The sequence below is a fragment of the Pseudomonas sp. NPDC096950 genome, assembly GCF_044762525.1.
Lineage (GTDB): Bacteria > Pseudomonadota > Gammaproteobacteria > Pseudomonadales > Pseudomonadaceae > Aquipseudomonas.
Map to the genome: position 1 here is coordinate 44,296 of NZ_JBIWEL010000002.1, position 25,267 is coordinate 69,562.

Below are 25,267 nucleotides of genomic sequence, written 5' to 3' on the forward strand. Positions count from 1 at the left end.
CTGCTGGAAGTAGTGATAGATGTCAGGCATTACTGCGCTCCTAAAAACCTGATACGCATTTCACTGGTGGAGTCATTTTCCCGCTCGAGCCCCGTGGATCTGCATCCACTTCGAATTCGAGGTTTGCCAGCGAACCGCTGATGACGGTTTTGAGATTTTCAGGTGGGGAGACTGGCGGATCACGCCAGCGCGGCCCAATACGTTCGTAAAACAAAGCCCACGGCACGCCGTGGGCTTTATTGGCAGTCAGTCAGGCAAAGCCTTACTGAGGCGAAACTTCAGTTTTAGGTTTGCCGAAGTGCCACTCGTAAACCACGAATTTGAAGTCTTTCAAGTCGCCCTTGGCGTCGAAGCTCAGGTCGCCAGTAGGCGTCTTGAACGAACCTGCGTGGATGGCCGCGGCCACTTTGGCAGGGTCTTCGCTCTTGGCGGCAGTGATACCACCGGCGATGACTTCAACAGCCGAGTAGGCCGGGAACACGAACGGACCGCTTGGATCTTCTTTTTTGGCTTTGAACGCGTCAGCCAGGGCGACGTTGGCCGGATCCTGGTCGAAGGATTTCGGCAGGGTCACCAGCAGGCCTTCGGAAGCGTCCTTGGCGATCTGCGAAATGGAGTCGTTACCCACGCCTTCCGGACCCATGAACTTGGCTTTCAGGCCTTTTTCCTGGGATTGACGCAGAATCAGGCCCAGCTCCGGGTGGTAGCCGCCGTAGTAGACGAAGTCGACGTTGGCTTGCTTGAGCTTGGAGATGATCGAGGAGAAGTCTTTGTCGCCGGCGTTGATACCTTCGAATACGGCAACTTTTACGTTTTTGCCTTCGAGGGTTTTCTTGACGGCAGTCGCGATGCCTTCACCGTATTGCTGTTTGTCGTGCAGGACGGCAACGATTTTCGGTTTGACGTGATCGGCGATGTAGTTACCGGCGGCAGGGCCCTGGGCGCTGTCCAGACCGATAGTACGGAAGATCATTTTGTAACCACGGGCGGTGATGTCCGGGCTGGTGGCAGCCGGGGTGATCATGATCACGCCTTCGTCTTCGTAGATGTCCGAAGCGGGTTGAGTGGAGCTGGAGCACAGGTGACCGACCACGAACTTGACGCCGTCGTTGACGACTTTGTTCGCTACAGCAACCGCTTGTTTCGGATCGCAGGCATCGTCGTATTCAACGGCTTCGAGTTTCTTGCCGTCGACGCCGCCCTTGGCGTTGATTTGTTCGATGGCCATTTTGGCGCCACTGAACTGCATGTCGCCGTATTGGGCTACCGGGCCGGTTTTAGGGCCGGCGATACCGATCTTGATGGTGTCAGCTGCGAACGAATGGCTGGCAACCCCGGCCAGAACCATAGCGGCAAACAGTTTGGAAATCTGCTTAGTAGCCTTAGTCATAGTGCTCCACTCTTACTGTTGTAGTTTTTATAGTCCTGGCGCCGTAGCAGCAGAACCGGGTCAGATATCTTGGATATCCTCCGGAAAATGCCCCCGGCAACTGTACCGGTACAGTGTAGAGCGCCGATTGTCAGCGTGGGAAGCTGGCGCCGAGGGGCAAAACCAAAGGGTGTCGCTTTTTTGAAAGAAAAATACAGAATTGCGGCGGGTTGTTAGCTGGCTAATCGCTTGATTCAGCAGCATTCCTTGGCTTTCCTGCGCTTTTCGTTCGGTGACTCAATTGCATCCGGGTTTTTCTGCCAGACCACCGACGTTATCATTCACGCCGATTTCTTTTCCGGACAGGACCCATGACTCAAGAACCTAGCACCCTCTATGCCAAGCTGCTTGGTGAGACCGCATCTATTACCTGGAAGGAACTGGAACCGTTCTTCGCCAAGGGTGCCCTATTGTGGGTCGACCCGAGCCTGGATTTGATCGCAGCGGCCGAAGCCGTGGCCACGGACGAAGGCGAGAAAGTGGCTGCCTGGCTGGCCGCCGACACCCTCGCCAAGCTCTCTGAAACGCGGGCGCTGGATCTTTTCGAACGTGATCCGCAGTTGTGGGCCGTGGTGGTTTCGCCGTGGATTCTGATCCAGGAAAGGGCGACGAGCTGACAGTCGGCACTAAAATGGTGCGCGGCTTCACCGGCTAAAAGTGTGTAGCCGAGTAGCGTGATGGCATGTTGCCGTAGAGAAAGGCCACAGAAGGGTTTTGACGAGGGTGACGTAAACGTAACGGGAACAGTTTTATGAGCGGCCTGCGGGCTGCTTAATTGTTTCTGAGTGTGAGTAAAAAGTGACAGATGCGGTGAATGTCAGGGCCCCTTCGCGAGCAAGCCCGCTCCCACAGGTAACCGCGTTCTTCCTGGAGGAATGCGGTCGAATGTGGGAGCGGGCTTGCTCGCGAAGGGCGGCGACTCGGTATTAGAAGGTTTTACCGGTGTGGTTATTAAGGGAAATAACCTTGGTCTTGCCAATCCGGTGACGATAAATCTCGCGCAGGTACTTGATCGCTTTCTTCACGCAATCCCGTGACAGGCGAATGTCGTTGATCGACACAAACTTGTCCTTGTCGTTGATCAGCTCGCGGTATTTCTTCTCGTACATCGGCTTGATCGCGTACCAGTTGGTGTCGAGGATCTTCGCCGGGTTTTCGAATTCGTTGAGCAAGTCGTCGATCAGGTCTTCGTCGAAGTCTTCATGGATGATGAAGTCGAGGATCGAGTTGTCCAGGGTCTCGTCGAAGCGGTACGGATTCTTCGCGAAGCAGCGCTTGATGAAGGCCACGATCAGGGTCAGGAAGTCGTCCGACAGGCACGGGCTCTTGGCGATCAGCGTGGTCAGCGACAGGTTGGCCGAGGCGCCGATCACCAGTGCATAACGCTTGAGTGTGGTGTTGGGGAACAGGCTGTTGAGGTGGGTCTTCAAGCGGTTCAGGTCCATGTAGGACAGCTTGTAGTCCTTGGGCAGCGACACGATCGAGACCACCGACGAGCAGTTCTTGAAGAAGTGCAGGTCGTGCAACGCGGCCGCGTCATAACCGGAATTCTTGTATTGCTCCAGGGACGCGCGATAGCGCTTGGACTCGATCGGCAACAGGCTGATGCCTTCGATGGCCTGGGTAACCTTGTTGAAGTGCGGCAGGTCGATGGAGCGGAAGAACAGGTCATCGATGTTCAGGCGCTGCGGCTCTTTATCGAACACCTTGAACTTGTCGCTGCTCGGCGCCGGGGTTTCCGGCACCACGGATTCGGCGTAGGCAATCGCCACCGGACCGGCCAGGCTCATGAACAGGTCGTTGGCGTCCAGGCGAATGGTTTCGCCAATGTCGATGCCGGCGCGTCGGAAATAGTTCTGGTCGTAGTCAGTCGTGACCGCCTGCGCCGTCAGAATGTTGAAGATCTGCTGCGAGATGTATTGGTTGGCGTGCTTTTCCATCGCATTGACATCAATGTTCTGGATGTTGCCGTCATCGCTTTCTTCGGCGTAACGCATGATGTCGTTGGAGATCAGCATCATCGCGTTCCATGGTCGGATACGGCCCATGACGCTGGCTTCGCTGCTGTCTTCATTGTCGAAGTTGTAGGAGAAGTCCCATTCCTCCGACAGGTATTTGCACAGCAGGCGACCGGCGTTGATGTGCAGCGCTTCGGACATTTCGCTGCGGTGGTCGGAAATGTTCGGCAGTACGCAAATGCCGCTGGTGAAGATCGGCTCGAAGACAAAGGCGTGGCCGCTTTTGCTGTCGTGCTCGTCCATTGGCTTGGTGTCGAACGTCTTGTTCATGTACGAGTGCTGCTGGGCCAGGCCGAATTCAGAGGCCATGCCCGAACCGGTACCGCCGCCGGCACTGAAAATCGAGAAATACAGGCGCGACTGGTTGGCCTTGATCCCGCAGCTGTCGATCAGGTACGAGTGAATCATCTTCCAGTCCGGGCTGGAGAAACGCTGGGTGTCCTTGTTCAGGATGATCTTGGCCAAGTACTGGCCGAGGATCGGCGCGTTACCGGCACCACCGGCGTGGACTTCCGATAAGTCCATGATTTTCATTTTGCTGTAGTCGCGCAGGAAGCCGCTTTTTTCGCCCTTGCGCGAGAAACGGATGCGACCGGCGATGTCTTTATCCAGGTCGCCGAGCATGACCAATGGCTCGACCAGGAACACCGGTTTAGTGGCCTTGTTCGGCCCCAGGCGCAGGTTGTTACGAATCCACTGCGCCGGGCTGTAGCCTTTTTCGGCGTAGCGTTTGTCCGGCGACAGGCGATCTTCGTTGTTGAATTCGTTGAGGTAGAACTTGCGCGCGTTGTACACCAGTTCGGCGACGTCCAGCGCGATGTTCGAACCGCAACGACCGAGGCCTATCAGGCACACCGACGGGAATTCCTGCTCGTTGTGCTGCTCGTTGTCGCCTTCCAGGTGCGTTGGGCGCGGGAACACCATGTCACGCAGGCCGTCGAGGTTATCGAGGATGCGGTCGGTATTGGTTTCGGTGAAGTACAGGTACTGCTGGGTCGCCAGCGGGCGCGACGGGATCAATGGCTTCGACGATGAAGGGCTGTTGGCCGCTGGGCTCAACGTCAAATCGGATACCGCAGTGGCCGGATTATTTTTAGAAGTCATTGTGCGCCATGTGCCTGGACGGGTTGGTTCAACGACAAGCTGTCATCGAACTTCACGGAATGGGTTTTCGCGTCTTTTTGCGCGTGTAATTTGCCCAAGCGACAGGGCGTTGACCGTGCGTCGCTCAGGGGAGTCCATTCCTGATTTATGATGGATCGGCCAGTATTCGGCGATCTTTAATCAAAAGGAGGCAAAATGATGGCCGCTTTACCTTCCCTCGGATTCGCCGGAATTGGCTTGATGGGCTTGCCGATGTGCCGGCGTCTGTTGGCTGCGGGCTATCCGCTGACGGTGTGGAACCGCAATCCGGCCAAGTGCGCGGCCTTGGTCGAAGCGGGGGCGCGGCAAGTGGCGACGCCCGCCGAACTGTGCCGGCACGCGGACGTGGTGATGCTGTGTCTGGCGGACACGGCGGTGGTGCGCGAGGTGGTGTTCGGCCCGGCAGGTGTTGCCGAGGGAGGGAAAAGTGGCCAGTTGCTGGTGGATTTTTCCAGCCTGGAGCCTACCGCCACGCGGGAAATGGCCGCCGCACTCGCCAGCCAATCTGGCATGGCCTGGGTGGATGCGCCGGTGTCGGGCGGGGTGGTTGGCGCCGAGGCGGGCAGCCTGGCGATCATGGTCGGTGGCGACGCGGCGGACCTTGAGCGCGTGCGGCCGGTGCTGCTAAGTCTGGGGCAACGGGTCACGCACATGGGCGCCGTCGGTGCCGGTCAGGTGACCAAGGCCTGCAATCAGATGATCGTCGCCTGCAATGCCCTGGTCATCGCTGAAGTGGTGGCGCTGGCCGAACGTTCTGGCGTCGATGTCAGCCTGATCGCCGAAGCGTTGGCCGGCGGTTTCGCCGATTCCAAACCGTTGCAGATCCTCGCCCCGCAAATGGCCGAGAGCCGCTTCGAACCGGTGAAATGGCACGTGCGCACGCTGCTCAAGGATCTGGACACCGCGGTGAAGTTCTCTCGCGAACAGGGCTCGGCCACGCCGATCAGCGGATTGGCCGCACAATTGATGCGCCTGCATGGGGGCCAGGGCTTTTTGGAAAAGGATCCGTCAACGTTAGTCCGGTTATACCGCGAGCCAGACTCAACGGACTGACCGTGTGCGCGTGTTTGCGCTGGTTGATTTCGTTCAGCACCGGGCGCAGTTCCTCCAGCGGCACCGGACGGCTGAGCAGGTAACCCTGGACGAAATCGCAGCCGTGGCGTTCGAGAAACTCGTATTGCTCCAGCGTCTCGACGCCTTCGGTGACCACCTGCAAATGCAGGGTGTGGGCCATGACGATAATGGCCTGGACGATCTCCATGTCCGCGGTGGCCTTGGGAATGTCCTGGATAAATGAGCGATCGATTTTCAGCGTGTTCAGTGGCAGGCGCTTGAGGTAGGCCAGGGATGAATAGCCGGTGCCGAAGTCGTCGATCGACAGCGACACCCCCAGAGCACGGATCTGCCGTAGCAGCACCAGCGTATTGGCGATGTTGCCCATCAGCGCGTTTTCCGTGACTTCCAGTTCCAGGCGCTCGGGCGCAACGCCGGTGACGCGCAGGACCTCTTCGATTTCGTCGGCCAGTTCTTCCCGGGCCAGGTTCAAGGGCGAGCAGTTCACCGCTATTTTCAAGGCTTCACAGCCGTGGCGGGACAACTCGCCCAGGTCTTCACAGGCTTTGCACAGCACCCAATTGTCCAGTTCTGCGATCAGCCCGTTGGCCTCGGCAATGGCGATGAAACGATCCGGCGTGAGCAAGCCATGAATCGGGTGTTGCCAGCGAACCAGCGCTTCGAGCTTGGTGACCTGGCCGGTTTTCAGCTCATAAATCGGTTGGTAATACAGCTTCAGCCCGGTGTCTTCGCGCAGGGCATGGCGCAATTCTTCTTCCAGTTGCAGCTCCATCGTGGCCCGGGTGCGCAGGTTCGCACTGAAGAAATGCAGGCTGTTGCGGCCGCTGCCCTTGGACTGATACAGCGCCAGGTCGGCGTTTTTCAGCAGTTCTTCGCAGGTCTTGCCGTCTTCGGGGAACAGGCTGATGCCGATGCTGGTGGTCATCACCATGCGCCGGCCGGACAGCTCAATGGGCTCTTTCATTTTGAACATGATGCGCTGGGCCATGTGCCGGGCTTCTTCGCGGTCGTGCAGGCCGATGAGGATGCAGAACTCGTCGCCACCGAAACGCGCCACCACATCGTCATGGCTGCGCACCGCGCCTTTGATGTGGGCGGCCAGCACCTTGAGCAATTCGTCGCCGGCGTCGTGGCCCAGGCTGTCGTTGATGCGTTTGAAGTGGTCGATGTCGAGGAACATCACCGCGAGCATGCCGCCCTCGTTGGTTTTCTCGATCAGTTTCTCTGCGAAGATCTGATTGAAGCCACGGCGGTTGATCAGGTTGGTCAGGGCGTCGTAGTGCGCCACCTGTTGCAGCGACATGCGCGCCTGGTCGAGTTGACTGAGCAGGGTGTTGACCCGCCGCAGGTCGTGTTCCTTGTTTTGCAGTTTCTTGTCGGCCAGTGCCGCGCTGATGCAACTGCCGATGATCAACAGGGTCATGACCGCCACCGTCAGCCCCAATTGCAGGTGGTTATTTTCACTGGGCAGGATCGGCAGGCTGCCAACCGGCAGCACCAGGGTGAGCGCCGCCATGCCGGTGAAATGCATGCTGACGATGCCGGCCCCGAGCACGAGGCTGGCGGTGAATTTGCGCAGTTGATGAAACAGACCGGTGCCATCGCGCAGGTGCCTTGAAATCAGCAGGGCGGCGAGGCTGGCGCCAATCGCGATGAGAATGGAGAGGGCGAACAGGACAGGGTTGTAATAGGCCGTCGCAATCGAATGCATGGCGGCCATGCCCACATAGTGCATGGTCGCGATGCCCAGGCCGATCCAGAGTGCGGCGCGCAGGTATTGCCAGACATTGAGAACCGGGTGGCTGAGGGTGTGCATTGCCAGATAGGACGCCGTCAGGGCGAAGACCAGCGACAGCAGGGTGACGGGCAACAGGTAGTTGATTTCCACTGGCGCCTGGAACGCCAGCATGCTGATGAAATGCATGGCCCAGATACCGCCCGCCAGGCACCCGGCACCGACCCAGCGCCATAGCCGCTGGGTGCCGGATTTTTCCACGTGGCCGACCCGTTCGGTCATGTCCAGCGTGGCAAAGCCTGCCGCACAAGCCACCACGTAGGCCAGCAGCACCAAAAAAGGGTTGTGGGTGCAGTTGAGTACGACCTGTCCGCCTTCCGGCAGCTCGGTAAGGAACTGCAAACCAAGCCACTCCATAGCATGCCCCGTCTCTGCGCCATGAACCCTGGCGAATGCTTTGGAGTATAGAGGTCATGTACAGAGCGCAAGCCGTGATGGCACGGTGACGCCAATGATTTCGGTATGGCACTAATAGCGATTGGCGCTAAGCCTCAAGCGCTCTGTTCAAACGGGATTTCAAACGCCGGTTGCAGGGCCGGCAGCCCGAACGCCGCCCGCGCCGCATCACAATCCACATTCGCCTCGCCATTGGCCCAGGACGCGTCGAACTCCCGGCAAGTGCTGGACCGTTGATCGTAAATCGAGCACTGCACCTGGCTGCCGACTTCACCCACCAGCCCGATGCAGCGGGTAGGTTTGCAGTCTGTGCCGAGCATGGCGACCCGGCTGGGGCTGATCGGCGCGACCAGCTCGTCGGGCACCGTTCCCCCGGCCGAGGTGCATTCACCCCAGAAAAAAGACACGCGAAAATGAGAACAGCAGGCACCGCAATTCAGACACGGACTGGCTTCGGACATGGGCGATAGTCAAAGAGGGATGGGGGACACGGTGGGGCAGAACAGGTCGCTATTCTAGGCTTCGGCTTGGGGTTTGGAAGGGGGGCGCGCAGGTATTTTTCAACGGTTGGTCGGACGATGGAAAACACCACAATTCCCCTGTGGGAGCGGGCTTGCTCGCGAAGGCGGTGTGTCAGCCAAAATTGATATCGACTGATACGACGCCTTCGTGAGCAAGCCCGCTCCCACAGGGTTTTGTGGTGTTTGGAGGGGGCGGTTGCCATGGGCAGGTATCAGCATTACGAATAATTACAGACAGCTCTGGCGCGCCTGACTAGATTGCAGATTCCGGGGGCAGCGACGCCTTCATAACAATAAAAGAGACGGACCCCATGCAGAACTCGACCCAAGCGGCGAATGCCTGGCGCATTCTGTTCCTGCTGTTCCTGGCCAACCTGTTCAACTTCTTCGATCGCACCATTCCGGCCATCATCATTGAGCCCATCCGCATGGAATGGCACCTCAGCGACTTTCAGCTGGGAATCATCGGCACGGCCTTCACCATCGTTTATGCCATTGCCGGCCTGCCGTTGGGGCGGATGGCCGATACCGGTTCCCGGGCCAAGTTGATGGGTTGGGGGCTGGCGGTCTGGAGCGGGCTCACCGCGGTCAACGGGCTGGTGGGCAGTTTCTGGAGTTTCCTGATTGTGCGGATGGGCATCGGTATCGGTGAAGCCAGCTACGCCCCCGCCGCCAACTCGCTGATCGGCGACCTGTTCCCGGCCCACCGCCGTGCCCGTGCCATGGGCATTTTCATGCTGGGCCTGCCATTGGGCTTGTTGCTGGCGTTCTTCACCATCGGCGCGATGGTCAAGGCGTTCGATAGCTGGCGGGCGCCGTTCTTCATCGCGGCGGTGCCGGGGCTGATCCTGGCGATCTTCATGTTCTTCATTAAAGAACCGAAACGCGGCGCGGCGGAAAGCGTGCAAGTCTCCCAGGAACGTGTGGACCGGCCGATCCGTCGGGTGCTGGCGGTGCCGACGTTCCTGTGGCTGGTGCTGGCGGGGCTGTGTTTCAACTTCGCGACCTATGCCTGCAACTCCTTCCTGGTGCCGATGCTGCAACGCTATTTCCTGATGCCGTTGCATGAAGCGGCGGTGGCGACTGGCGTGATCGTTGGCGTGACCGGGCTGTTCGGCCTGACGCTGGGCGGTTGGGTGGCGGACAAGATCCATCAACGCGTGGCCAATGGGCGACTGTTGTTTGCCGCGTTCAGTTTGATCATCTCCACCGTGTGCACCGCTTGGGCGCTGCATGCCGGGCGTATCGACATCGGGCTGTTTGTCGCGGTGTTCAGCCTGGGTTGGCTGTTCGCGTACAACTTCTACACCTGCGTGTACACGGCGATTCAGGACGTGGTCGAACCGCGCCTGCGGGCCACGGCCATGGCGCTGTTTTTTGCCGGGTTGTATTTGCTCGGTGGTGGCTTGGGGCCGGTGGTGGTGGGCGGTTTGTCCGATCACTTTGCCCACACCGCAATGCTGGCGGCGGGCGCCGCAGAGATGACCGAGGCGTTCAAGGCGGTCGGCTTGCATGACGCGATGTATTTGATCCCGGTGGCGCTGTTTCTCACCATGGTGTTTCTGTTTATGGCGTCGCGGTGTTTTGTGCGGGATGCGAAGCGGATGAAAGAAGGGTTGGTGGCTGTCGTTGAACCAGAGGTTACTGCGGTGACTGCATAACGGCCTTCGCGAGCAAGCCCGCTCCCACATTTGGAATGCATTCCCCTGTGGGAGCGGGCTTGCTCGCGAAGGCGCCATCAGCCACACCACAAAGGCAAAGCATAAAAAAAGGCCCACATCACTGTGGGCCTTCTTTGTTTCTACGGAGTAGAGGAGGGCGATTAACCCGCCACCAACACCCGAATCGCTTCCAGTCGCAGCGCCGCCTTGTCGAGCATGGCCAGGCCTTGCTCGCGTTGGTTACGCAGGGCTACCAGCTCGCTGTCGCGCACGGTCGGGTTGACCGCTTGCAACGCGGTCAGGCGCGCCAGTTCTTCGTCGGTGTCGGCGGCCAGGCGACGCTGCGCCTCGGCCACACGTTCGGCGTGACGCGGGGCGATCTTCTCTTCGCCGGCGTTGATCCGTGGCGTCAGCTGATCGCGCTGGGCCTGGATAAACTTGTTGGCGCTGGCGCGGGGCACGCTTTCCAGTTGATCGTTCAGGGTTTCGAACGACACCCGGCCCGACAAGTCGTTGCCATTGGCATCGAGCAAGCAGCGCAGGGCGGCCGGCGGCAGGTAACGGCCCAGTTGCAGTGAACGCGGGGCGACCACTTCGCTGACGTAGAGCAGTTCCAGCAATACGGTGCCAGGTTTCAGCGCCTTGTTCTTGATCAGCGCCACGGCGGTGTTGCCCATCGAACCGGACAGCACCAGGTCCATGCCGCCCTGCACCATCGGGTGTTCCCAGGTGATGAACTGCATGTCTTCGCGAGACAGCGCCTGGTTGCGGTCGTAGGTGATGGTCACGCCTTCGTCGTCGCCCAGCGGGAAGCTGGCGTCGAGCATTTTTTCGCTCGGCTTGAGGATCAGGGCGTTTTCCGAATGGTCTTCGCTGTCGATGCCGAACGCGTCGAACAGGGTTTCCATGTAGATCGGCAGAGCGAACTGATCGTCTTGCTCAAGAATGTCCTCGACCAGCGCATCGCCTTCGCCCGAACCGCCGGAGTTGAGTTCCAGCAGACGGTCGCGACCGGTGTGCAGCTCGGCTTCCAGACGTTCACGCTCGCTGCGTGCTTCGTCGATCAGCGCTTGCCACTCGCCATCGTCAGCGTTTTCCAGCAGCGGCAGCAGGCGCGGGCCGAACTGATGCTGCAAGGCGTTGCCGGTCGGGCAGGTATTGAGGAAGGCGTTCAGCGCTTCGTGGTACCACTGGAACAGGCGCTCTTGCGGACTGGTTTCCAGGTACGGCACGTGCAGTTCGATGATGTGCTTCTGGCCGATCCGGTCCAGACGCCCGATCCGCTGCTCCAGCAGGTCCGGGTGGGACGGCAGATCGAACAACACCAAGTGGTGCGAGAACTGGAAGTTGCGACCTTCACTGCCGATTTCCGAGCAGATCAGCACTTGCGCGCCAAACTCTTCGTCGGCGAAGTAAGCGGCGGCGCGGTCACGTTCGAGGATGTTCATGCCCTCGTGGAACACCGTGGCCGGGATGCCGGAACGCACGCGCAGGGCGTCTTCCAGGTCCATCGCAGTTTCGGCGTGGGCGCAGATCACCAGCACTTTGGTGCGCTTGAGCATTTTCAGCTGATCGATCAGCCACTCGACGCGCGGGTCGAATTTCCACCAGCGTTCTTCTTCGTTGGCGTCCGGCTGGGCCTGGAAGCTGACTTCCGGGTACAGCTCGGCGTGATCGCCCAGGGGCAGTTCGAGGTATTCGTCGGGGCACGGCAGCGGGTACGGGTGCAGTTTGCGCTCCGGGAAACCCTGCACGGCGGCGCGAGTGTTACGGAACAGCACTCGGCCGGTGCCGTGGCGGTCGAGCAGCTCTCGCACCAGACGGGCGCTGGCTTCGACGTCGCCATCGTTGACGGCGGTGAGCAGCGCTTCGCCTTCGTTGCCGAGGAAACCGTGGATGGTCTTGTGCGCTTCGGGCGACAGGCGCCCTTTATCCAGCAATTCCTGAACGGCTTCGGCCACCGGGCGATAGTTTTCGCTCTCGGCGCGGAAGGCGTGCAGGTCATGGAAACGGTTCGGGTCGAGCAGGCGCAGACGCGCGAAGTGGCTGTCCTGACCCAGTTGTTCCGGGGTCGCGGTCAGCAGCAACACGCCGGGAATGACTTCGGCCAGTTGCTCCACCAGCGAATATTCCGCGCTGGCCTTCTCTTCGTGCCAGACCAAGTGGTGGGCTTCGTCGACCACCATCAAGTCCCAACCGGCGGCGAACAGCGCGTCCTGGGCCTTCTCGTCGTCCACCAGCCACTCCAGTGCCACGAGGGCGAGCTGGGTGTCTTCGAACGGGTTGGCGGCATCGCTTTCGATAAAGCGTTCTTCGTCGAACAGCGCGACTTGCAGGTTGAAGCGGCGGCGCATCTCCACCAGCCACTGGTGCTGCAGGTTCTCTGGAACCAGGATCAGCACGCGGTTGGCGCGGCCCGACAGCAGTTGACGATGGATCACCAGACCGGCTTCGATGGTTTTACCCAGGCCCACTTCGTCCGCCAGCAAAACCCGCGGCGCGATACGGTCAGCGACTTCACGGGCGATGTGCAATTGGTGCGCGATCGGCTGTGCACGCACGCCGCCCAGGCCCCAAAGGGAAGATTGCAACTGACGGCTGGTGTGTTCCAGGGTGTGATAACGCAGGGAGAACCAAGCCAGCGGGTCGATCTGCCCGGCGAACAGACGGTCGCTGGCCAGACGGAACTGAATGAAGTTCGACAGTTGGGTTTCCGGCAGGGTCACCACTTCGTTTTGCGCGTTGAGGCCGTGGTAGACCAGCAGGCCATCGACATCGTCGACTTCCTGTACGGTCAGTTTCCAGCCTTCGAAGTGAGTGATCGAGTCACCCGGGGAAAACCGCACACGTGTGAGGGGCGCATTCCGTAGCGCGTACTGACGAGTGTCGCCAGTGGCCGGATAGAGCACGGTCAACAAGCGGCCGTCCTGTGCCAGAACGGTGCCCAAACCCAGCTCGGCTTCGCTGTCACTAATCCAGCGTTGCCCCGGTTGATACTGCTGCGCCATGCTGCCTGACTCCCACCTTGAAAAAGCGGGCTATCTTAACGGAATGAGCCTTCAGGGCCAAAGGATAACTCGCGTCGGTGCGGGTGAAGGCCGCGATTTTTCGATGTTCGGGAACACCTGAGTTCTGTGTTGTCGGATAAAACATCGCTGCTCGCGCGTGCGCTGGTTCACAACTTTGCGACCGATGGCTCAAGTCGCCGCAGCAGCAGCCGACAGCCTGAAGACAGGAGACTAAACATTATGCTGCAACCGATGCTCCCCTTGAGTGCCGTGCCGATCACCTCTCAGCAGGACCCGATCCGCCAGCGCCCGGACATTCCGCCGGTGGTGCCTGTGCAGGAAAGCTCCAGCGAAAGCATGATCGACCTGCAAAAGCGCGACCCGGAAGAGGCCGCCCTGCAACTGCGCGAGGAACAACGCCGCCGCCAGGAACAGGATCGCCGTCGCCATGAAGCCGACGCAGACCCGGAAGTCCACCTGGCGATCCCCGGTGACGAACTCAATGCCGACAACACCGTGCCGGTCGTGCCGCTGATCGAAGACGAGCCGCGCCAGGGCCTCTGGGTCGATATCCAGATCTGATATCTGACTCGGCCCTTTTAGGAGCTGCCGAAGGCTGCGATCTTTTCAGACGCCGCCCTCATCGGCCAATGCCCGCAAACGCCCGAGCAACACCTCGATCTCCTCCTCAGTGTTCAAGTAACTCAGCGCAATCCGCGCAATGCTGTCCAGGCCGCGAGCCTGCATATCCAGCGGCGTATATGCCACGCCATTGGCGCCGATATTGATCCCGTTGTGTGCCAGCCGTTGCTTCAGCTCGACACTGTCCCAGCCCTTGAGCGTAAACGCGATCAGCCCGGATTGATGGTCCGCCGGGCCGAGGTTGTGCAGCGTCAGGCCGGGTATTGTTCTCAGGCGTTCGCGTAAACCTCGGTTGAGCGAATCAATTCGCTGACGAATATTGGCCGGTCCCAAACCGATGCATTCCTCCAGGGCATTGGCCAACCCGGCCAGTAACGCCACGGACACTTCACTGGTTTCAAAGCGCCGGGCATCGCCGCGCAAGGCAAACCCTTCGCCGTCCCAAGGGGCGGAAAGCACATCGAGTTGCGTGGGTTGGAGCCGCTGCATAAATCCCGGCCGTATATAAAGCAGCGCCGTACCCCGTGGCCCGCGCAGGAATTTGCGTCCGGCACCCTTGAGCACATCGCAGTTCAGCGCCTGTACATCACAAGGCAGTTGCCCCAGCGCCTGGCCCGCGTCGATGAAATAGGGGATGTCGTGCTCTCGCGCCACGGCGCCAATCGCTTCGGCGGGGTTGATCAGGCCACTGTTGGCGGGGAGCCAGGTCAGGGCGATCAGCTTCACCTTCGGGTCGATCATTTGCTGGAGAGCGGTCGCAGACACGGCGCCTGACTCATCGCAAGGGATCACCTCCAGTTGTGCCCCGGCGGCGACAGCCTGGGCGATGCACGCCAGATTGCCGCCCCATTCGTGGCGACCGATCAGAATCCGGTCGCCGTTTTGCCACGGCCCCAACGCATTGAACGCCATGCCCCAGGCCGCCGAACCGCTGCTGGCGAAGGCAATGGCCTCGGGCACGGTATTCAGCAGTCTGGCTGCCGCTGCGCGGGCGCGGGCCTGGATGGTCTGATCGGCGGCCTCCATTGGGCCGCCGAGGGCTTCGCGTTGCAATTGCTCAAGGATGGCGTCGAGGGTCGCCTGACTGGGCAACGAAGCGCCCGCGTGGTTGAAGTGAATCACGCTGGCGCAACCTGGAGTGGTGGCCCGCACACGCGCCACTTCGGCGCGGTTCATGGTTTGAGCTCGAAAATCGCGTCAACCTCAACCGCTACACCGGCGGGCAGGCTGGACACGCCGACCGCCGTGCGTACGTGCTTACCTTTTTCGCCGAGGGCGTTGACCACCAGGTTGGACGCGCCGTTGGCCACCGCGCTCTGGTTCTTGAAATCACCGGCGCTGGCGATGAACACGCCGAGGCGAATGATGCGCACCAGTTTGCTCAGGTCATCGCCCAATATGTTGCTGAGCTGTGACAACAGGCCGAGGGTAGCAAGTTCGGCGGCGTTAACCCCTTCTTCGTCGCTGATCGACTCACCCAAGCGTCCGATGAACGCTGGCTTGCCATCGAGCAACGGGATCTGCCCGGAAATGAACAGCTGGTTCTGGCTGATCACATGAGTGACATAGTTGGCGGCCGGCTGACTCGGGGTTGGCAGGGCCAGGCCGAGTTGCTGGACACGTTGTGCGAGAGAGTCGGTCATGGTGAATCCTCCTGAATGAAGGGTTCAGCATGTTGGCGTCTGGGCGGCGCGACAAACGGATAGATTTAATCCGACGTATTCATATGGCTCATGTGTCGGCGATGTCGTCCAGCCACTGGGCGAAGCATTCGGCCGCATGGCTCGGCGGGCGATCCGGGGTAACCAGCCAATAGCCGATCTCGCTGTTGAACGGCGGAGTGTCGAAGGCTTCTACCAATGCGCCTTCCTTGAGTCGGCGCTCGATCAAGCGCTGGCGACCCATGGCGATGCCCTGGCCGGCCACGGCGGCTTCGACGACGATGTTGTAGTCGTGAAGCATCACGCTGGGGTAGGGGCCGAGGTCGATACCGTTTTGCGCGCTCCAATCGATCCACTCGAACGGCTGAAGGGACTTGGCCATCAACAGCGGGCCTTTGTCGACGCCTTGGGCCTTGAACGCCGGACTGCATACGGGCGTCAGTGTTTCTCCCATAAAGCGGCGGGCCCTGACCTTGGGCCAGCCGCCCTTGCCATAACGGATGGCCAGGTCCACTTCGCCGCCATTGACGTCGGCCAGTTGCACCGAAGGCAGCAGTTCCACATGAATGTGCGGATGGCGCGCGTTGAACCCGGCCAGTCGCGGGGCCAGCCATAAAGTGGCGAACGAAGCGAGCAGGCCGATGCGCAGGGAAGTTTCCTGCTGTTCGTGACCGCGCAGTTCGCGGGTGGCCGAGGCAATGGCTTCCAGCGCGGGTTGGATCTTGCGGTAGTACGTTTCGCCGGCCGGCGTCAGATCGATGGCCCGGGTGCGCCGGATAAACAGCCGTTGGTTAAGGAATTCTTCGAGTTTGTGCACCTGATGGCTGATCGCACTTTGGGTCACCGACAGTTCATCGGCAGCCTTGATAAAGCTCAAATGGCGCGCCACGGCCTCGAAGGCGCGCAGGGCCATCAAGGGCGGCAGATCCTGGTGCAATTCCACGGTCGGGTCCTTTGGGTCCATCGCAAAGCGCCGATTGTGCGGTGAAAAACCGGCCTGAGCACATATTTTGTTAACGGCCCGTTGCGCGGGTGACTGGTCAGCGCGGGCGGCAGACCGCATTATTGACGCATTCCCGACTGAACGTCCTTTTACTGCGATGCACTGAACGCCATGAGCCAAGACGACAAACTGATCGACCTGAATGCCGAACGCGCCAAGCGGGTGCATGACCTCAACGACAAGCGCCTGAACGAAGTGCGCCAGGCCTTCGAACAGGCCATGCCGTTGGGTAAAGCGAAGAAAAAGCCGAAGAACAAACCGAAAAAGCGTTGAAACCCCCTGCATCGTTTGATGCAGGTCAGTTATTTCCCCTCCTTTACGCCCAGTCTCGGGCGACATTGATCCCGGTCAATTTTCTCTCCTGCCCGATTGGTTAACTTAGCCCCATCGCAACAGGGCAAGTGCAGGAGGCCAGTCATGTTTTTCGACAACGTGGTGATCGCCGGAGTGCTGACAGTCGGCCTCATGGTTCTGTTTTTTGCAGGGTTTGGATATTTCATCTGGAAGGATTCGCATAAGCGCAAACCGTAGTTCTTTCCAGAGCAATGAGCACGCAAGGCATTTTGGGCAACTTCGGTTGCCCTTTTTTTTGCCCGCGATTTAGAGGGATCACACCAACCCCCTGTGAGATCTACAGTGTTTGGTAGAAAGCAGCAGACATGAAAAAGGCGCGACTCTTGCGAGGCGCGCCTTTTTCGTTGCAGCGATGGATCAGCTACCCAGCGCCTTCGACGCCAGCCAGAACAGGCCGGCCGACAGGGCCACGGTGGCTGGCAGGGTCAGGACCCAGGCCAGCAGGATGGTCTTGACCGTGCCACCTTGCAGGCCGCTTTTGTTGGCGACCATGGTGCCCGCCACGCCTGAAGACAGGACGTGGGTCGTGGACACCGGCAGGCTGAAGATGTTGGCCAGGCCGATCATGCAGGCGGTGGTGATCTGCGCCGACATGCCCTGTGCGTAGGTCATGCCTTGCTTGCCGATCTTCTCGCCGATGGTCAGCACCACGCGTTTCCAGCCAACCATGGTGCCCAGGCCCAGGGCCAGTGCAACGGCCAGGATCACCCAGAACGGGGCGTATTCGGTGGTGGTGGTCAGGTCTTTGCGCAGCTTGTCCAGGTCAGCCTTTTCACGGGCGGCCAGGGTTGGCAATTTGCTGACTTTCTTCGCGGTGTCGTCCAGGCAGAGCAGGTAGCGACGCACTTCGATACGGCTTTCCGCCGGCAGCGAATGGTAGTCGGCTACGCCCTTGAGGGTGTCGAGCAGGGCGCTGATGGTCGGTTCGGTCTGTTGCGGGTTGCAACGGAATTTCTCCGGCAGATCGCCTTCCACGCTTTTGCCCAGGGCCAGGAACTCACCCAGGGTGTCGGCGTTGCGCTTGTAGAACTGGCTCAAGTGCAGGGTCGCGTCGCGGGTACGTTCGATCTGGTAGGTGGTGCTGCTCAGGTCGAGAACGAACTGCGCCGGCACGATACCGATCAACACCAGCATGATCAGGCCGATGCCTTTCTGGCCATCGTTGGACCCGTGCACGAAGCTCACGGCCATGGCCGAAATCACCAGCACCAGGCGATTCCAGAACGGCGGGTGCTTCTTGTCGTCGAGCTTGCGGCGCTGGTCCGGCGTCTTGTGCATCTTCGACAGCGGACGCCACCATTTAAGGCCGATCAACACCAGCGCGGCCACGATGAAGCCGGCCATTGGCGAGAACACCAGGGATGCGCCGATATCGATCGCCTTCTGCCAATTCACGCCATCGGCCAACGGAATGTCGTTGATCAGGGCGTTGGCCAGGCCGACACCGAGGATCGAACCGATCAGCGTGTGGGAGCTGGAGGCGGGGATACCGAAGTACCAGGTGCCCAGGTTCCAGGTGATGGCGGCGGCGAGCAACGAGAACACCATGGCCAGTCCGTGTCCGGTGTTCACATTGATCAGCAGCTCTACCGGCAGCAAATGGACGATGGCATATGCCACGCCCACACCGCCCAGCAGAACGCCGAGAAAGTTGAACACACCGGAAAAGAACACCGCCAGGTGAGGCGGCATGGCTTTGGTGTAGATAACAGTGGCCACCGCGTTTGCAGTGTCATGAAAGCCGTTGATGAACTCGAAGGCGAGGACAAAGGCCAGGGCGAGCAAGAGGCTCACAAGCACCCAAGCATCTAGTCCGCTGAATAAATCGATCATGAAGGTTTTCTGACCCGGTCGTAAGGGGGCGCGATTATGCCAGAAAAGACTAGAAATCGATGCACTAGCTGCTCATCGGTAACATTCTTCAACGAATTAGTTTGTTGCAAAGCCCTAAGCCCCAGGTTTTTACTGGGTTTTGCAACTTGTTGATTTTCTTTGAAAAGCGAGCATCCACAAGGGCTTCTCTCGAAGACGCGAGAGGCGAAAACGCTTGTGTGAAATATCTGAGAAGAGGGTCGGACATGCGCCATTTGCCTCATCCGGTGGGTGAGGTGGCCGCTGCCCGCTTGTAGCGGGCGCGAAAGGCATGGTCGATACACCGCGCTTTTAGCGGATGCAGACGCAGACCCTTGAAGGATTCAGGCCGGGCCGGTCAAGGCTCTTCGGCTTTGAGTTCCTTTTCCATCTTCTGCAGTTCCTGGGTGAAAGCCTGATCCTGAACGGTGGCGCGTTTACGCCAGGGCTTGCGCTCCGGTTCGGGCTGGGCGGCGTAGGTGGTGACTTCCCCGCCGTAAACTTCCTTGTAACGTTGTTCCTGGCGCTCAAGTTCCGCGCGCAGTTCGTCTTTCGTCACAGTGCTACCTGATTGAGTTGAGATAAATTCTGGTGAAACGCGCTGCACCAAGTTTATTGACCACGTTCGTCGAAAGGACAATACCGGAAAGGGCATCGGCTTTTAACGACACAATAATCAACACTTCCATGTTGCAGGCGGCCACGGCACCAGAGAAAAACAGCTGACGTAGCTTCAGTATCCTGTTTCAGCGTGCGCGTTGGCGGTGCATAACAAATGAGCGTCAGGCGCTTGCTGCGGGCGGCGGCGATGGGACATCGCGCTCCGGGTGGCGTCATCGGCAAGTAAGAAACCGGCCGGCCACTGAGGTGCATTATAGCGGTCGATTCGAAGAACACTATCTCCGCCGAGTTAAAAGTGGTTCCTGGTGTGTGATGATTTTGTTACTCGTAACTTTTGCGGGTAATTAATGTGTTCCGGGGCGCTACTTTTCAGCGCCCTGTTTCTGACGCCAACAAGTCGGACAAGTTCTAACCGTTACAGTTATCTGTAAGTCCGTGCCGCTCGTGAGTAAGAACAACAGCCTCGCACGTGTCGGCTGTCGATTGCGATTGCCGGTCGATGGTTCGATAATCGCCCAATCTTGCTACCGGCGGCTTGTGTCCCGACCGTGAGCCGCCTGTAATAGCCATTGATACGTGTAGGAAAAGGACCTGATATGAACGATCAACTGCGCAACTCCTTCGCTTCAGTGGCGCCGCCGATCGTCGCCTCGCCCGCCAAGCGAATACAGGCCATGACCGGCGACCCGGACTTCATGACCTCCCTGGCCCGTGGCCTGGCGGTGGTGCAAGCATTCCAGGAGCGCAAGCGCCACTTGACCATCGCCCAGATCAGCCACCGCACGGAAATTCCCCGCGCCGCGGTGCGACGTTGCCTGCACACCCTGATCAAACTCGGCTACGCCACCACCGATGGCCGGACCTATTCGCTGCTGCCCAAAGTCCTGACCCTGGGGCATGCCTACGTGTCTTCGACGCCACTGGCGGTGTCCGCGCAGCCGTATCTGGACCGCATGAGCGAGCAACTGCACGAGGCGTGCAACATGGCGACCTTGGAAGGCGATGACATTCTATATATCGCCCGCTCCGCGACCACCCAGCGCCTGATTTCCGTGGACCTGTCGGTTGGCGGGCGTCTGCCGGCCTATTGCACGTCCATGGGTCGAATCCTGCTCGCGGCCCTGGACGACACGACGCTGGGGGAGTACCTCGATCACGCGGAATTTCAAGCCAAGACCAGCCGCACCTTGCACACCCCCGAGGCGTTGCTCGAATGCCTGCAAGAGGTGCGACAGCAAGGCTGGTGCATCGTCGATCAGGAACTGGAACAAGGCCTGCGCTCGATTGCGGTGCCGGTGTACGACGCGTCCGGCCAGGTGGTGGCGGCGCTGAATGTCAGCACCCACGCCGGACGGGTCAGTCGCAACGAGCTGGAACAGCGCTTCCTGCCCGGTTTACTGAGCGCCAGCCGCGATCTGAGCGCGCAACTCTTCGCCTAAGCTGTTCGATAAACGCACAGAGTCGCGTTTATCGAATTGACGCTGTTTCCCTCGGATCATTAATGTCGCGGCAGCGTCATCCGGCACTCTCGACCCTCAGTCACGCCGGACGACGACCCCCCCAATAATAATGAGAAGAGGCCACGCGCTCCTTGCGTGGAATAAAAATAATGAATCAGCCTCAGTCTGCTGTAGGAAACTGCCTCGACGTGCAGTCCTTCATCAACGCCCAACCCATCTCGCGCTACCAGTGGCGAGTGGTGATCCTGTGTTTCCTGATTGTCTTCCTCGATGGCCTCGACACCGCGGCCATGGGTTTCATTGCACCGGCCCTGTCCCAGGACTGGGGCATCGATCGGGCCAGCCTTGGCCCGGTCATGAGCGCCGCGCTGATCGGCATGGTCTTCGGCGCACTCGGTTCCGGGCCATTGGCTGACCGCTTCGGGCGAAAAGTCGTACTGGTGGGCGCGGTCTTCCTGTTCGGCATCTTCAGCCTGGCCTCGGCCTACAGCAGCAACGTCGATCAATTGTTGGTGCTGCGTTTCCTCACTGGGCTGGGCCTGGGCGCCGGCATGCCGAACGCCACCACGCTGCTGTCGGAATACACCCCGGAGCGCAAAAAGTCGCTGCTGGTGACCAGCATGTTCTGCGGCTTCAACCTCGGCATGGCCGGTGGCGGATTCATTTCCGCCAAGCTGATCCCGGCGTTCGGCTGGCACAGCCTGTTGCTGATCGGTGGGATTCTGCCGCTGATCCTTGCGGTGGTTTTGCTGTTCTGGCTGCCGGAATCGGCGCGTTTCCTTGTCGTCCGTAACCGCGGCACCGACAAAGTACGCAAAACCCTGGCGCCGATTGACCCGACAGTGGTGGCCCAGGCCTCCAGCTTCAGCGTGCCGGAACAGAAAACCGTGAAGGCGCGCAATGTGTTCGCGGTGATTTTCTCCGGCACCTACAGCACCGGCACCTTGCTGCTGTGGCTAACCTACTTCATGGGCCTGGTGATCGTTTACCTGCTGACCAGTTGGTTGCCGACGCTGATGCGGGATAGCGGCGCGAGCATGGAGCAGGCCGCGTTTATCGGTGCGCTGTTCCAGTTCGGCGGGGTGTTGAGCGCGGTCGGTGTCGGCTGGGCGATGGACCGGTTCAATCCGCATAAGGTGATCGGCACTTTCTACCTGTTGGCCGGGGTGTTTGCCTACGCGGTCGGGCAGAGCCTGGGGCACATCACGCTGTTGGCCACGTTGGTGCTGGTGGCGGGGATGTGCGTCAACGGTGCGCAATCAGCGATGCCTTCCCTGGCGGCGCGGTTTTATCCGACCCAGGGTCGGGCGACCGGTGTGTCGTGGATGCTCGGGATTGGTCGCTTCGGCGCGATTCTCGGGGCGTGGATGGGCGCGACGTTGCTGGGCCTGGGCTGGAATTTCGAGCAGGTGCTGACGGCGCTGGTGATTCCGGCGGCATTGGCGACCACGGCGGTGGTGATCAAGGGCATGGTCAGTCATGCGGATGCGACCTGAGGCAGGTTTCTGATTCTTCGTTGAGTGTTAGGGCCTCTTCGCGAGCAGGCTCGCTCCCACAGGGTTACGCGATCTACTGTGGGAGCGAGCCTGCTCGCGAAGCTTTTAAGGGTCGATAGGCAAACAACAATCTGTTCGATAAACGAACACTCAGTCGATTATCGGATTGTTTGGCGATTTTCCGCGGCTTACTCTTCAGTGACTTCGGCGCTGAACCTCGCGCCTTTTTCTTTCACTGTCGGTACACAACTCGGGAGCCTGCCCCATGGCTGAAATCCTTTCGCTGCATGACGCGGTGAAGCAATTCGTCAACGACGGCGATACCGTCGCGCTCGAAGGCTTCACTCACCTGATCCCGACGGCGGCGGGTCATGAAATCATTCGCCAGGGCAAGAAAGATCTGACGCTGGTGCGGATGACGCCTGACTTGATCTACGACCAGTTGATCGGCGCCGGTTGTGCTCGCAAGCTGATTTTTTCCTGGGGTGGCAACCCTGGCGTGGGTTCGTTGCACCGTCTGCGTGACGCCGTCGAGAAACAGTGGCCGCATCCACTGGAAATCGAAGAACACAGCCACGCCGACCTGGCCAATGCCTACGTCGCCGGTGCCTCGGGCCTACCGTTCGCGGTGCTGCGGGCCTACGCCGGTTCCGACCTGCCGAAGGTCAACCCGCTGATCAAAACCGTGACCTGTCCGTTTACCGGCGAAGTATTGGCCGCCGTTCCTTCCGTGCGCCCGGACATCACCGTGATTCACGCGCAGAAGGCTGACCGCAAGGGCAACGTATTGCTCTGGGGCATTCTCGGTGTGCAGAAAGAAGCGGCGCTGGCCGCCAAGCGTTGCATCGTCACCGTTGAAGAAATTGTCGATGACCTCAATGCACCGATGAACTCCTGCGTGCTGCCGACCTGGGCCTTGAGCGCGGTGTGCCATGTCCCCGGCGGCGCGCATCCGTCCTACGCCCACGGTTACAACGAGCGTGACAACCGCTTCTACCAGGCCTGGGACCCGATTGCCCGGGACCGCGACACCTTCACCGCCTGGATCAACGAGTACATCCACGGCTGCGCTGACTTCAGCGAGTTCCAGGCCAAGCTGGCCGCTGCTTCGGAGGCCAAATAATGACTTACACCACCAATGAAATGATGACCGTCGCCGCAGCCCGCCGTTTGAAAAACGGTTCGGTGTGCTTCGTCGGCATCGGCCTGCCGTCGAAAGCCGCCAACCTGGCGCGGCTGACTTCCTCGCCAGACGTAGTCCTTATCTACGAATCGGGTCCGATCGGTGCCAAGCCGAGCGTACTGCCGCTGTCGATCGGTGACGGCGAACTGGCGGAAACCGCTGACACCGTAGTCCCGACCGGTGAGATTTTTCGCTACTGGCTGCAGGGCGGGCGCATCGACGTCGGTTTTCTCGGCGCGGCGCAGGTTGACCGCTTCGGCAACATCAACACCACGGTCGTTGGCGATTATCACCAGCCGAAAGTTCGCCTGCCGGGTGCCGGTGGTGCGCCGGAGATTGCCGGCTCGGCGAAGAGTGTGTTGATCATCCTTAAACAGTCGGCGCGTTCGTTTGTGGACAAACTCGACTTCATCACCTCGGTCGGCCATGGCGAGGGCGGTGATTCGCGCAAGCGTCTGGGCCTGCCGGGCGCCGGTCCCGTTGGCATCATCACCGACCTGTGCATCATGGAGCCGGAAGCCGGCACCCATGAATTTGTGGTCACCGCGCTGCACCCGGGTGTGACCCGCGAGCAAGTGACTGCCGCCACCGGTTGGGCGATTCGTTTTGCCGAGCACGTTGAAAACACCGCCGAGCCTACCGAGATCGAACTCAAGGCGCTGCGGGATCTGGAAGCCCGCACCGCTGCGGCCCACGGCCAAGCACCCGGAGAAGCGTGATGCGTGACGTTTATATCTGCGACGCGATTCGCACCCCCATCGGCCGTTTCGGCGGTGGCCTTTCAGCGGTTCGCGCCGATGACCTGGCCGCCGTGCCGATCAAGGCGTTGATGGAACGCAACCCGTCGGTGGACTGGAGCGCGGTCGACGAAGTGTTCCTCGGTTGCGCCAACCAGGCCGGCGAAGACAACCGCAACGTGGCGCGCATGGCGCTGCTGCTGGCGGGCTTACCGGAAAGTATTCCCGGCGTCACGCTCAATCGCCTTTGCGCGTCGGGCATGGACGCCATCGGCACCGCGTTCCGTGCCATCGCCAGCGGTGAGATGGAGCTGGCGATTGCCGGCGGCGTCGAGTCGATGTCTCGCGCGCCGTTCGTGATGGGCAAGGCTGATGCCGCGTTCTCGCGCAACATGAAACTGGAAGACACCACCATCGGCTGGCGCTTTATCAACCCGCTGATGAAGGCCCAGTACGGCGTCGATGCGATGCCGCAGACCGCTGATAACGTGGCGGACGACTACGAAGTGTCCCGCGAGGATCAGGACGCTTTCGCACTGCGCAGTCAGCAGCGCACAGCCGTCGCGCAAGCCGCAGGATTTTTCGCTGAAGAAATCGTTGAAGTGCGAATTGCCCACAAGAAAGGGGAAACTGTCGTTACCCAGGACGAACATCCGCGTGCCGACACCACCCTGGAAACCCTGGCCAAACTGAAACCGGTCAACGGTCCCGACAAAACCGTCACTGCCGGTAATGCTTCAGGTGTGAACGATGGCGCGGCGGCGCTGATCCTGGCGTCCGCCGAAGCGGTGAAGAAACACGGTCTGACTGCCCGGGCCAAAGTGCTCGGCATGGCCAGCGCCGGCGTCGCTCCTCGGATCATGGGCATCGGCCCGGTGCCCGCAGTGCGCAAACTCACCGAACGCCTTGGTCTGGCCGTCAGCGATTTCGACGTGATCGAACTCAACGAAGCCTTCGCCAGCCAGGGTTTGGCCGTGCTGCGCGAACTGGGCATCGCGGACGACGCCCCGCAGGTCAACCCGAACGGCGGGGCTATTGCCTTGGGCCATCCGTTGGGCATGAGCGGTGCGCGTCTGGTGCTGACCGCGCTGCATCAGTTGGAAAAAATCGGCGGCAAGAAAGGTCTGGCGACCATGTGCGTCGGTGTCGGCCAAGGTCTGGCACTCGCCATCGAACGCGTCTGACCGCCGCCGACTAATAAGAACAGAGGAAAG

21 protein-coding genes are annotated in these 25,267 nt (G+C 60.2%); 11 read left to right on the forward strand and 10 right to left on the reverse strand.

Going from position 1 to position 25,267, the window contains the following annotated elements; genetic code table 11:
• Window positions 1-262: 262 nt before the first annotated feature.
• Window positions 263-1,390, reverse strand: a complete 1,128-nt coding sequence (locus ACIQY3_RS04555; protein ID WP_403017736.1) for a branched-chain amino acid ABC transporter substrate-binding protein — start codon at window positions 1,388-1,390, stop codon at window positions 263-265.
• Window positions 1,391-1,740: 350 nt separating this feature from the next.
• Between ACIQY3_RS04555 and ACIQY3_RS04560 the strand changes: the two genes are divergently transcribed.
• Window positions 1,741-2,046 (forward strand): DUF2288 domain-containing protein, encoded by a 306-nt coding sequence (locus ACIQY3_RS04560; RefSeq protein WP_054615938.1) that lies wholly within the window; start codon window positions 1,741-1,743, stop codon window positions 2,044-2,046.
• 309 nt (window positions 2,047-2,355) lie between these two features.
• Here ACIQY3_RS04560 and ACIQY3_RS04565 read toward each other — a convergent pair whose 3' ends face one another.
• The gene (locus ACIQY3_RS04565; protein WP_403017737.1) at window positions 2,356-4,551 is read right to left on the reverse strand and encodes a hypothetical protein; all 2,196 of its coding nucleotides are present in this window, start codon (window positions 4,549-4,551) and stop codon (window positions 2,356-2,358) included.
• A 195-nt stretch (window positions 4,552-4,746) separates the two neighbouring features.
• Here ACIQY3_RS04565 and ACIQY3_RS04570 point away from each other — a divergent pair, with 195 nt between their 5' ends.
• Window positions 4,747-5,643, forward strand: coding sequence for an NAD(P)-dependent oxidoreductase (locus ACIQY3_RS04570; RefSeq protein WP_403017738.1), 897 nt, complete (start codon window positions 4,747-4,749; stop codon window positions 5,641-5,643).
• Here ACIQY3_RS04570 and ACIQY3_RS04575 read toward each other — a convergent pair.
• Window positions 5,534-7,816 (reverse strand): putative bifunctional diguanylate cyclase/phosphodiesterase, encoded by a 2,283-nt coding sequence (locus ACIQY3_RS04575; RefSeq protein ID WP_403017739.1) that lies wholly within the window; start codon window positions 7,814-7,816, stop codon window positions 5,534-5,536. The two genes, ACIQY3_RS04570 and ACIQY3_RS04575, sit on opposite strands and share 110 nt — an antisense overlap.
• A 134-nt stretch (window positions 7,817-7,950) precedes the next feature.
• The gene (locus ACIQY3_RS04580; RefSeq protein ID WP_403017740.1) at window positions 7,951-8,316 is read right to left on the reverse strand and encodes a YkgJ family cysteine cluster protein; all 366 of its coding nucleotides are present in this window, start codon (window positions 8,314-8,316) and stop codon (window positions 7,951-7,953) included.
• Window positions 8,317-8,687: 371 nt separating this feature from the next.
• Here ACIQY3_RS04580 and ACIQY3_RS04585 point away from each other — a divergent pair, with 371 nt between their 5' ends.
• Window positions 8,688-10,037: a spinster family MFS transporter gene (locus ACIQY3_RS04585; protein WP_403017741.1), complete on the forward strand. Its 1,350-nt coding sequence runs from the start codon at window positions 8,688-8,690 to the stop codon at window positions 10,035-10,037.
• Between the two features lie 161 nt (window positions 10,038-10,198).
• On the opposite strand, the gene rapA is transcribed toward ACIQY3_RS04585, so the two are convergent.
• The gene (rapA, locus tag ACIQY3_RS04590; protein WP_403017742.1) at window positions 10,199-13,045 is read right to left on the reverse strand and encodes an RNA polymerase-associated protein RapA; all 2,847 of its coding nucleotides are present in this window, start codon (window positions 13,043-13,045) and stop codon (window positions 10,199-10,201) included.
• Between the two features lie 240 nt (window positions 13,046-13,285).
• Between rapA and ACIQY3_RS04595 the strand changes: the two genes are divergently transcribed.
• On the forward strand, window positions 13,286-13,627 hold the full coding sequence (locus ACIQY3_RS04595) for an aspartate-semialdehyde dehydrogenase (RefSeq protein WP_403017743.1): 342 nt from the start codon (window positions 13,286-13,288) through the stop codon (window positions 13,625-13,627).
• Window positions 13,628-13,672: 45 nt separating this feature from the next.
• Here ACIQY3_RS04595 and ACIQY3_RS04600 read toward each other — a convergent pair whose 3' ends face one another.
• From ACIQY3_RS04600 to ACIQY3_RS04610, 3 genes are all read right to left on the reverse strand, one after another.
• Window positions 13,673-14,863, reverse strand: coding sequence for an aminotransferase class V-fold PLP-dependent enzyme (locus ACIQY3_RS04600; RefSeq protein ID WP_403017744.1), 1,191 nt, complete (start codon window positions 14,861-14,863; stop codon window positions 13,673-13,675).
• On the reverse strand, window positions 14,860-15,330 hold the full coding sequence (locus tag ACIQY3_RS04605; protein ID WP_403017745.1) for a RidA family protein: 471 nt from the start codon (window positions 15,328-15,330) through the stop codon (window positions 14,860-14,862). Before ACIQY3_RS04605 ends, ACIQY3_RS04600 begins: the two co-directional genes overlap by 4 nt.
• Window positions 15,331-15,418: 88 nt before the next feature.
• The gene (locus ACIQY3_RS04610) at window positions 15,419-16,291 is read right to left on the reverse strand and encodes a LysR substrate-binding domain-containing protein (RefSeq protein ID WP_403017746.1); all 873 of its coding nucleotides are present in this window, start codon (window positions 16,289-16,291) and stop codon (window positions 15,419-15,421) included.
• Window positions 16,292-16,462: 171 nt separating this feature from the next.
• On the opposite strand from ACIQY3_RS04610, the gene ACIQY3_RS04615 reads away from it, so the two are divergent.
• Window positions 16,463-16,624 (forward strand): hypothetical protein, encoded by a 162-nt coding sequence (locus ACIQY3_RS04615; protein ID WP_008016476.1) that lies wholly within the window; start codon window positions 16,463-16,465, stop codon window positions 16,622-16,624.
• A 144-nt stretch (window positions 16,625-16,768) separates the two neighbouring features.
• A complete protein-coding gene (gene ccoM, locus ACIQY3_RS04620) occupies window positions 16,769-16,882 on the forward strand; it encodes a cytochrome c oxidase subunit CcoM (RefSeq protein ID WP_054046898.1) in 114 nt (37 codons plus the stop codon).
• Window positions 16,883-17,062: 180 nt separating this feature from the next.
• On the opposite strand, the gene ACIQY3_RS04625 is transcribed toward ccoM, so the two are convergent.
• Complete coding sequence (locus tag ACIQY3_RS04625) at window positions 17,063-18,538, reverse strand: inorganic phosphate transporter (protein ID WP_123507415.1); 1,476 nt, start codon at window positions 18,536-18,538, stop codon at window positions 17,063-17,065.
• A gap of 376 nt (window positions 18,539-18,914) precedes the next feature.
• Window positions 18,915-19,115: a hypothetical protein gene (locus tag ACIQY3_RS04630; RefSeq protein WP_007935837.1), complete on the reverse strand. Its 201-nt coding sequence runs from the start codon at window positions 19,113-19,115 to the stop codon at window positions 18,915-18,917.
• A gap of 658 nt (window positions 19,116-19,773) precedes the next feature.
• Here ACIQY3_RS04630 and pcaR point away from each other — a divergent pair.
• The 5 genes from pcaR to pcaF all read left to right on the forward strand — a co-directional run bounded on the left by pcaR (window position 19,774) and on the right by pcaF (window position 25,237).
• Window positions 19,774-20,616: a pca regulon transcriptional regulator PcaR gene (pcaR, locus tag ACIQY3_RS04635; protein ID WP_054046895.1), complete on the forward strand. Its 843-nt coding sequence runs from the start codon at window positions 19,774-19,776 to the stop codon at window positions 20,614-20,616.
• Between the two features lie 170 nt (window positions 20,617-20,786).
• Window positions 20,787-22,133: an MFS transporter gene (locus tag ACIQY3_RS04640; protein WP_403017747.1), complete on the forward strand. Its 1,347-nt coding sequence runs from the start codon at window positions 20,787-20,789 to the stop codon at window positions 22,131-22,133.
• Between the two features lie 265 nt (window positions 22,134-22,398).
• Complete coding sequence (locus ACIQY3_RS04645) at window positions 22,399-23,256, forward strand: CoA transferase subunit A (RefSeq protein ID WP_054046891.1); 858 nt, start codon at window positions 22,399-22,401, stop codon at window positions 23,254-23,256.
• A complete protein-coding gene (locus tag ACIQY3_RS04650) occupies window positions 23,253-24,035 on the forward strand; it encodes a CoA-transferase subunit beta (RefSeq protein WP_403018129.1) in 783 nt (260 codons plus the stop codon). The genes ACIQY3_RS04645 and ACIQY3_RS04650 overlap by 4 nt, the downstream gene beginning before the upstream one ends.
• Window positions 24,032-25,237: a 3-oxoadipyl-CoA thiolase gene (gene pcaF, locus ACIQY3_RS04655; protein WP_403017748.1), complete on the forward strand. Its 1,206-nt coding sequence runs from the start codon at window positions 24,032-24,034 to the stop codon at window positions 25,235-25,237. The genes ACIQY3_RS04650 and pcaF overlap by 4 nt, the downstream gene beginning before the upstream one ends.
• Window positions 25,238-25,267: the final 30 nt, after the last annotated feature.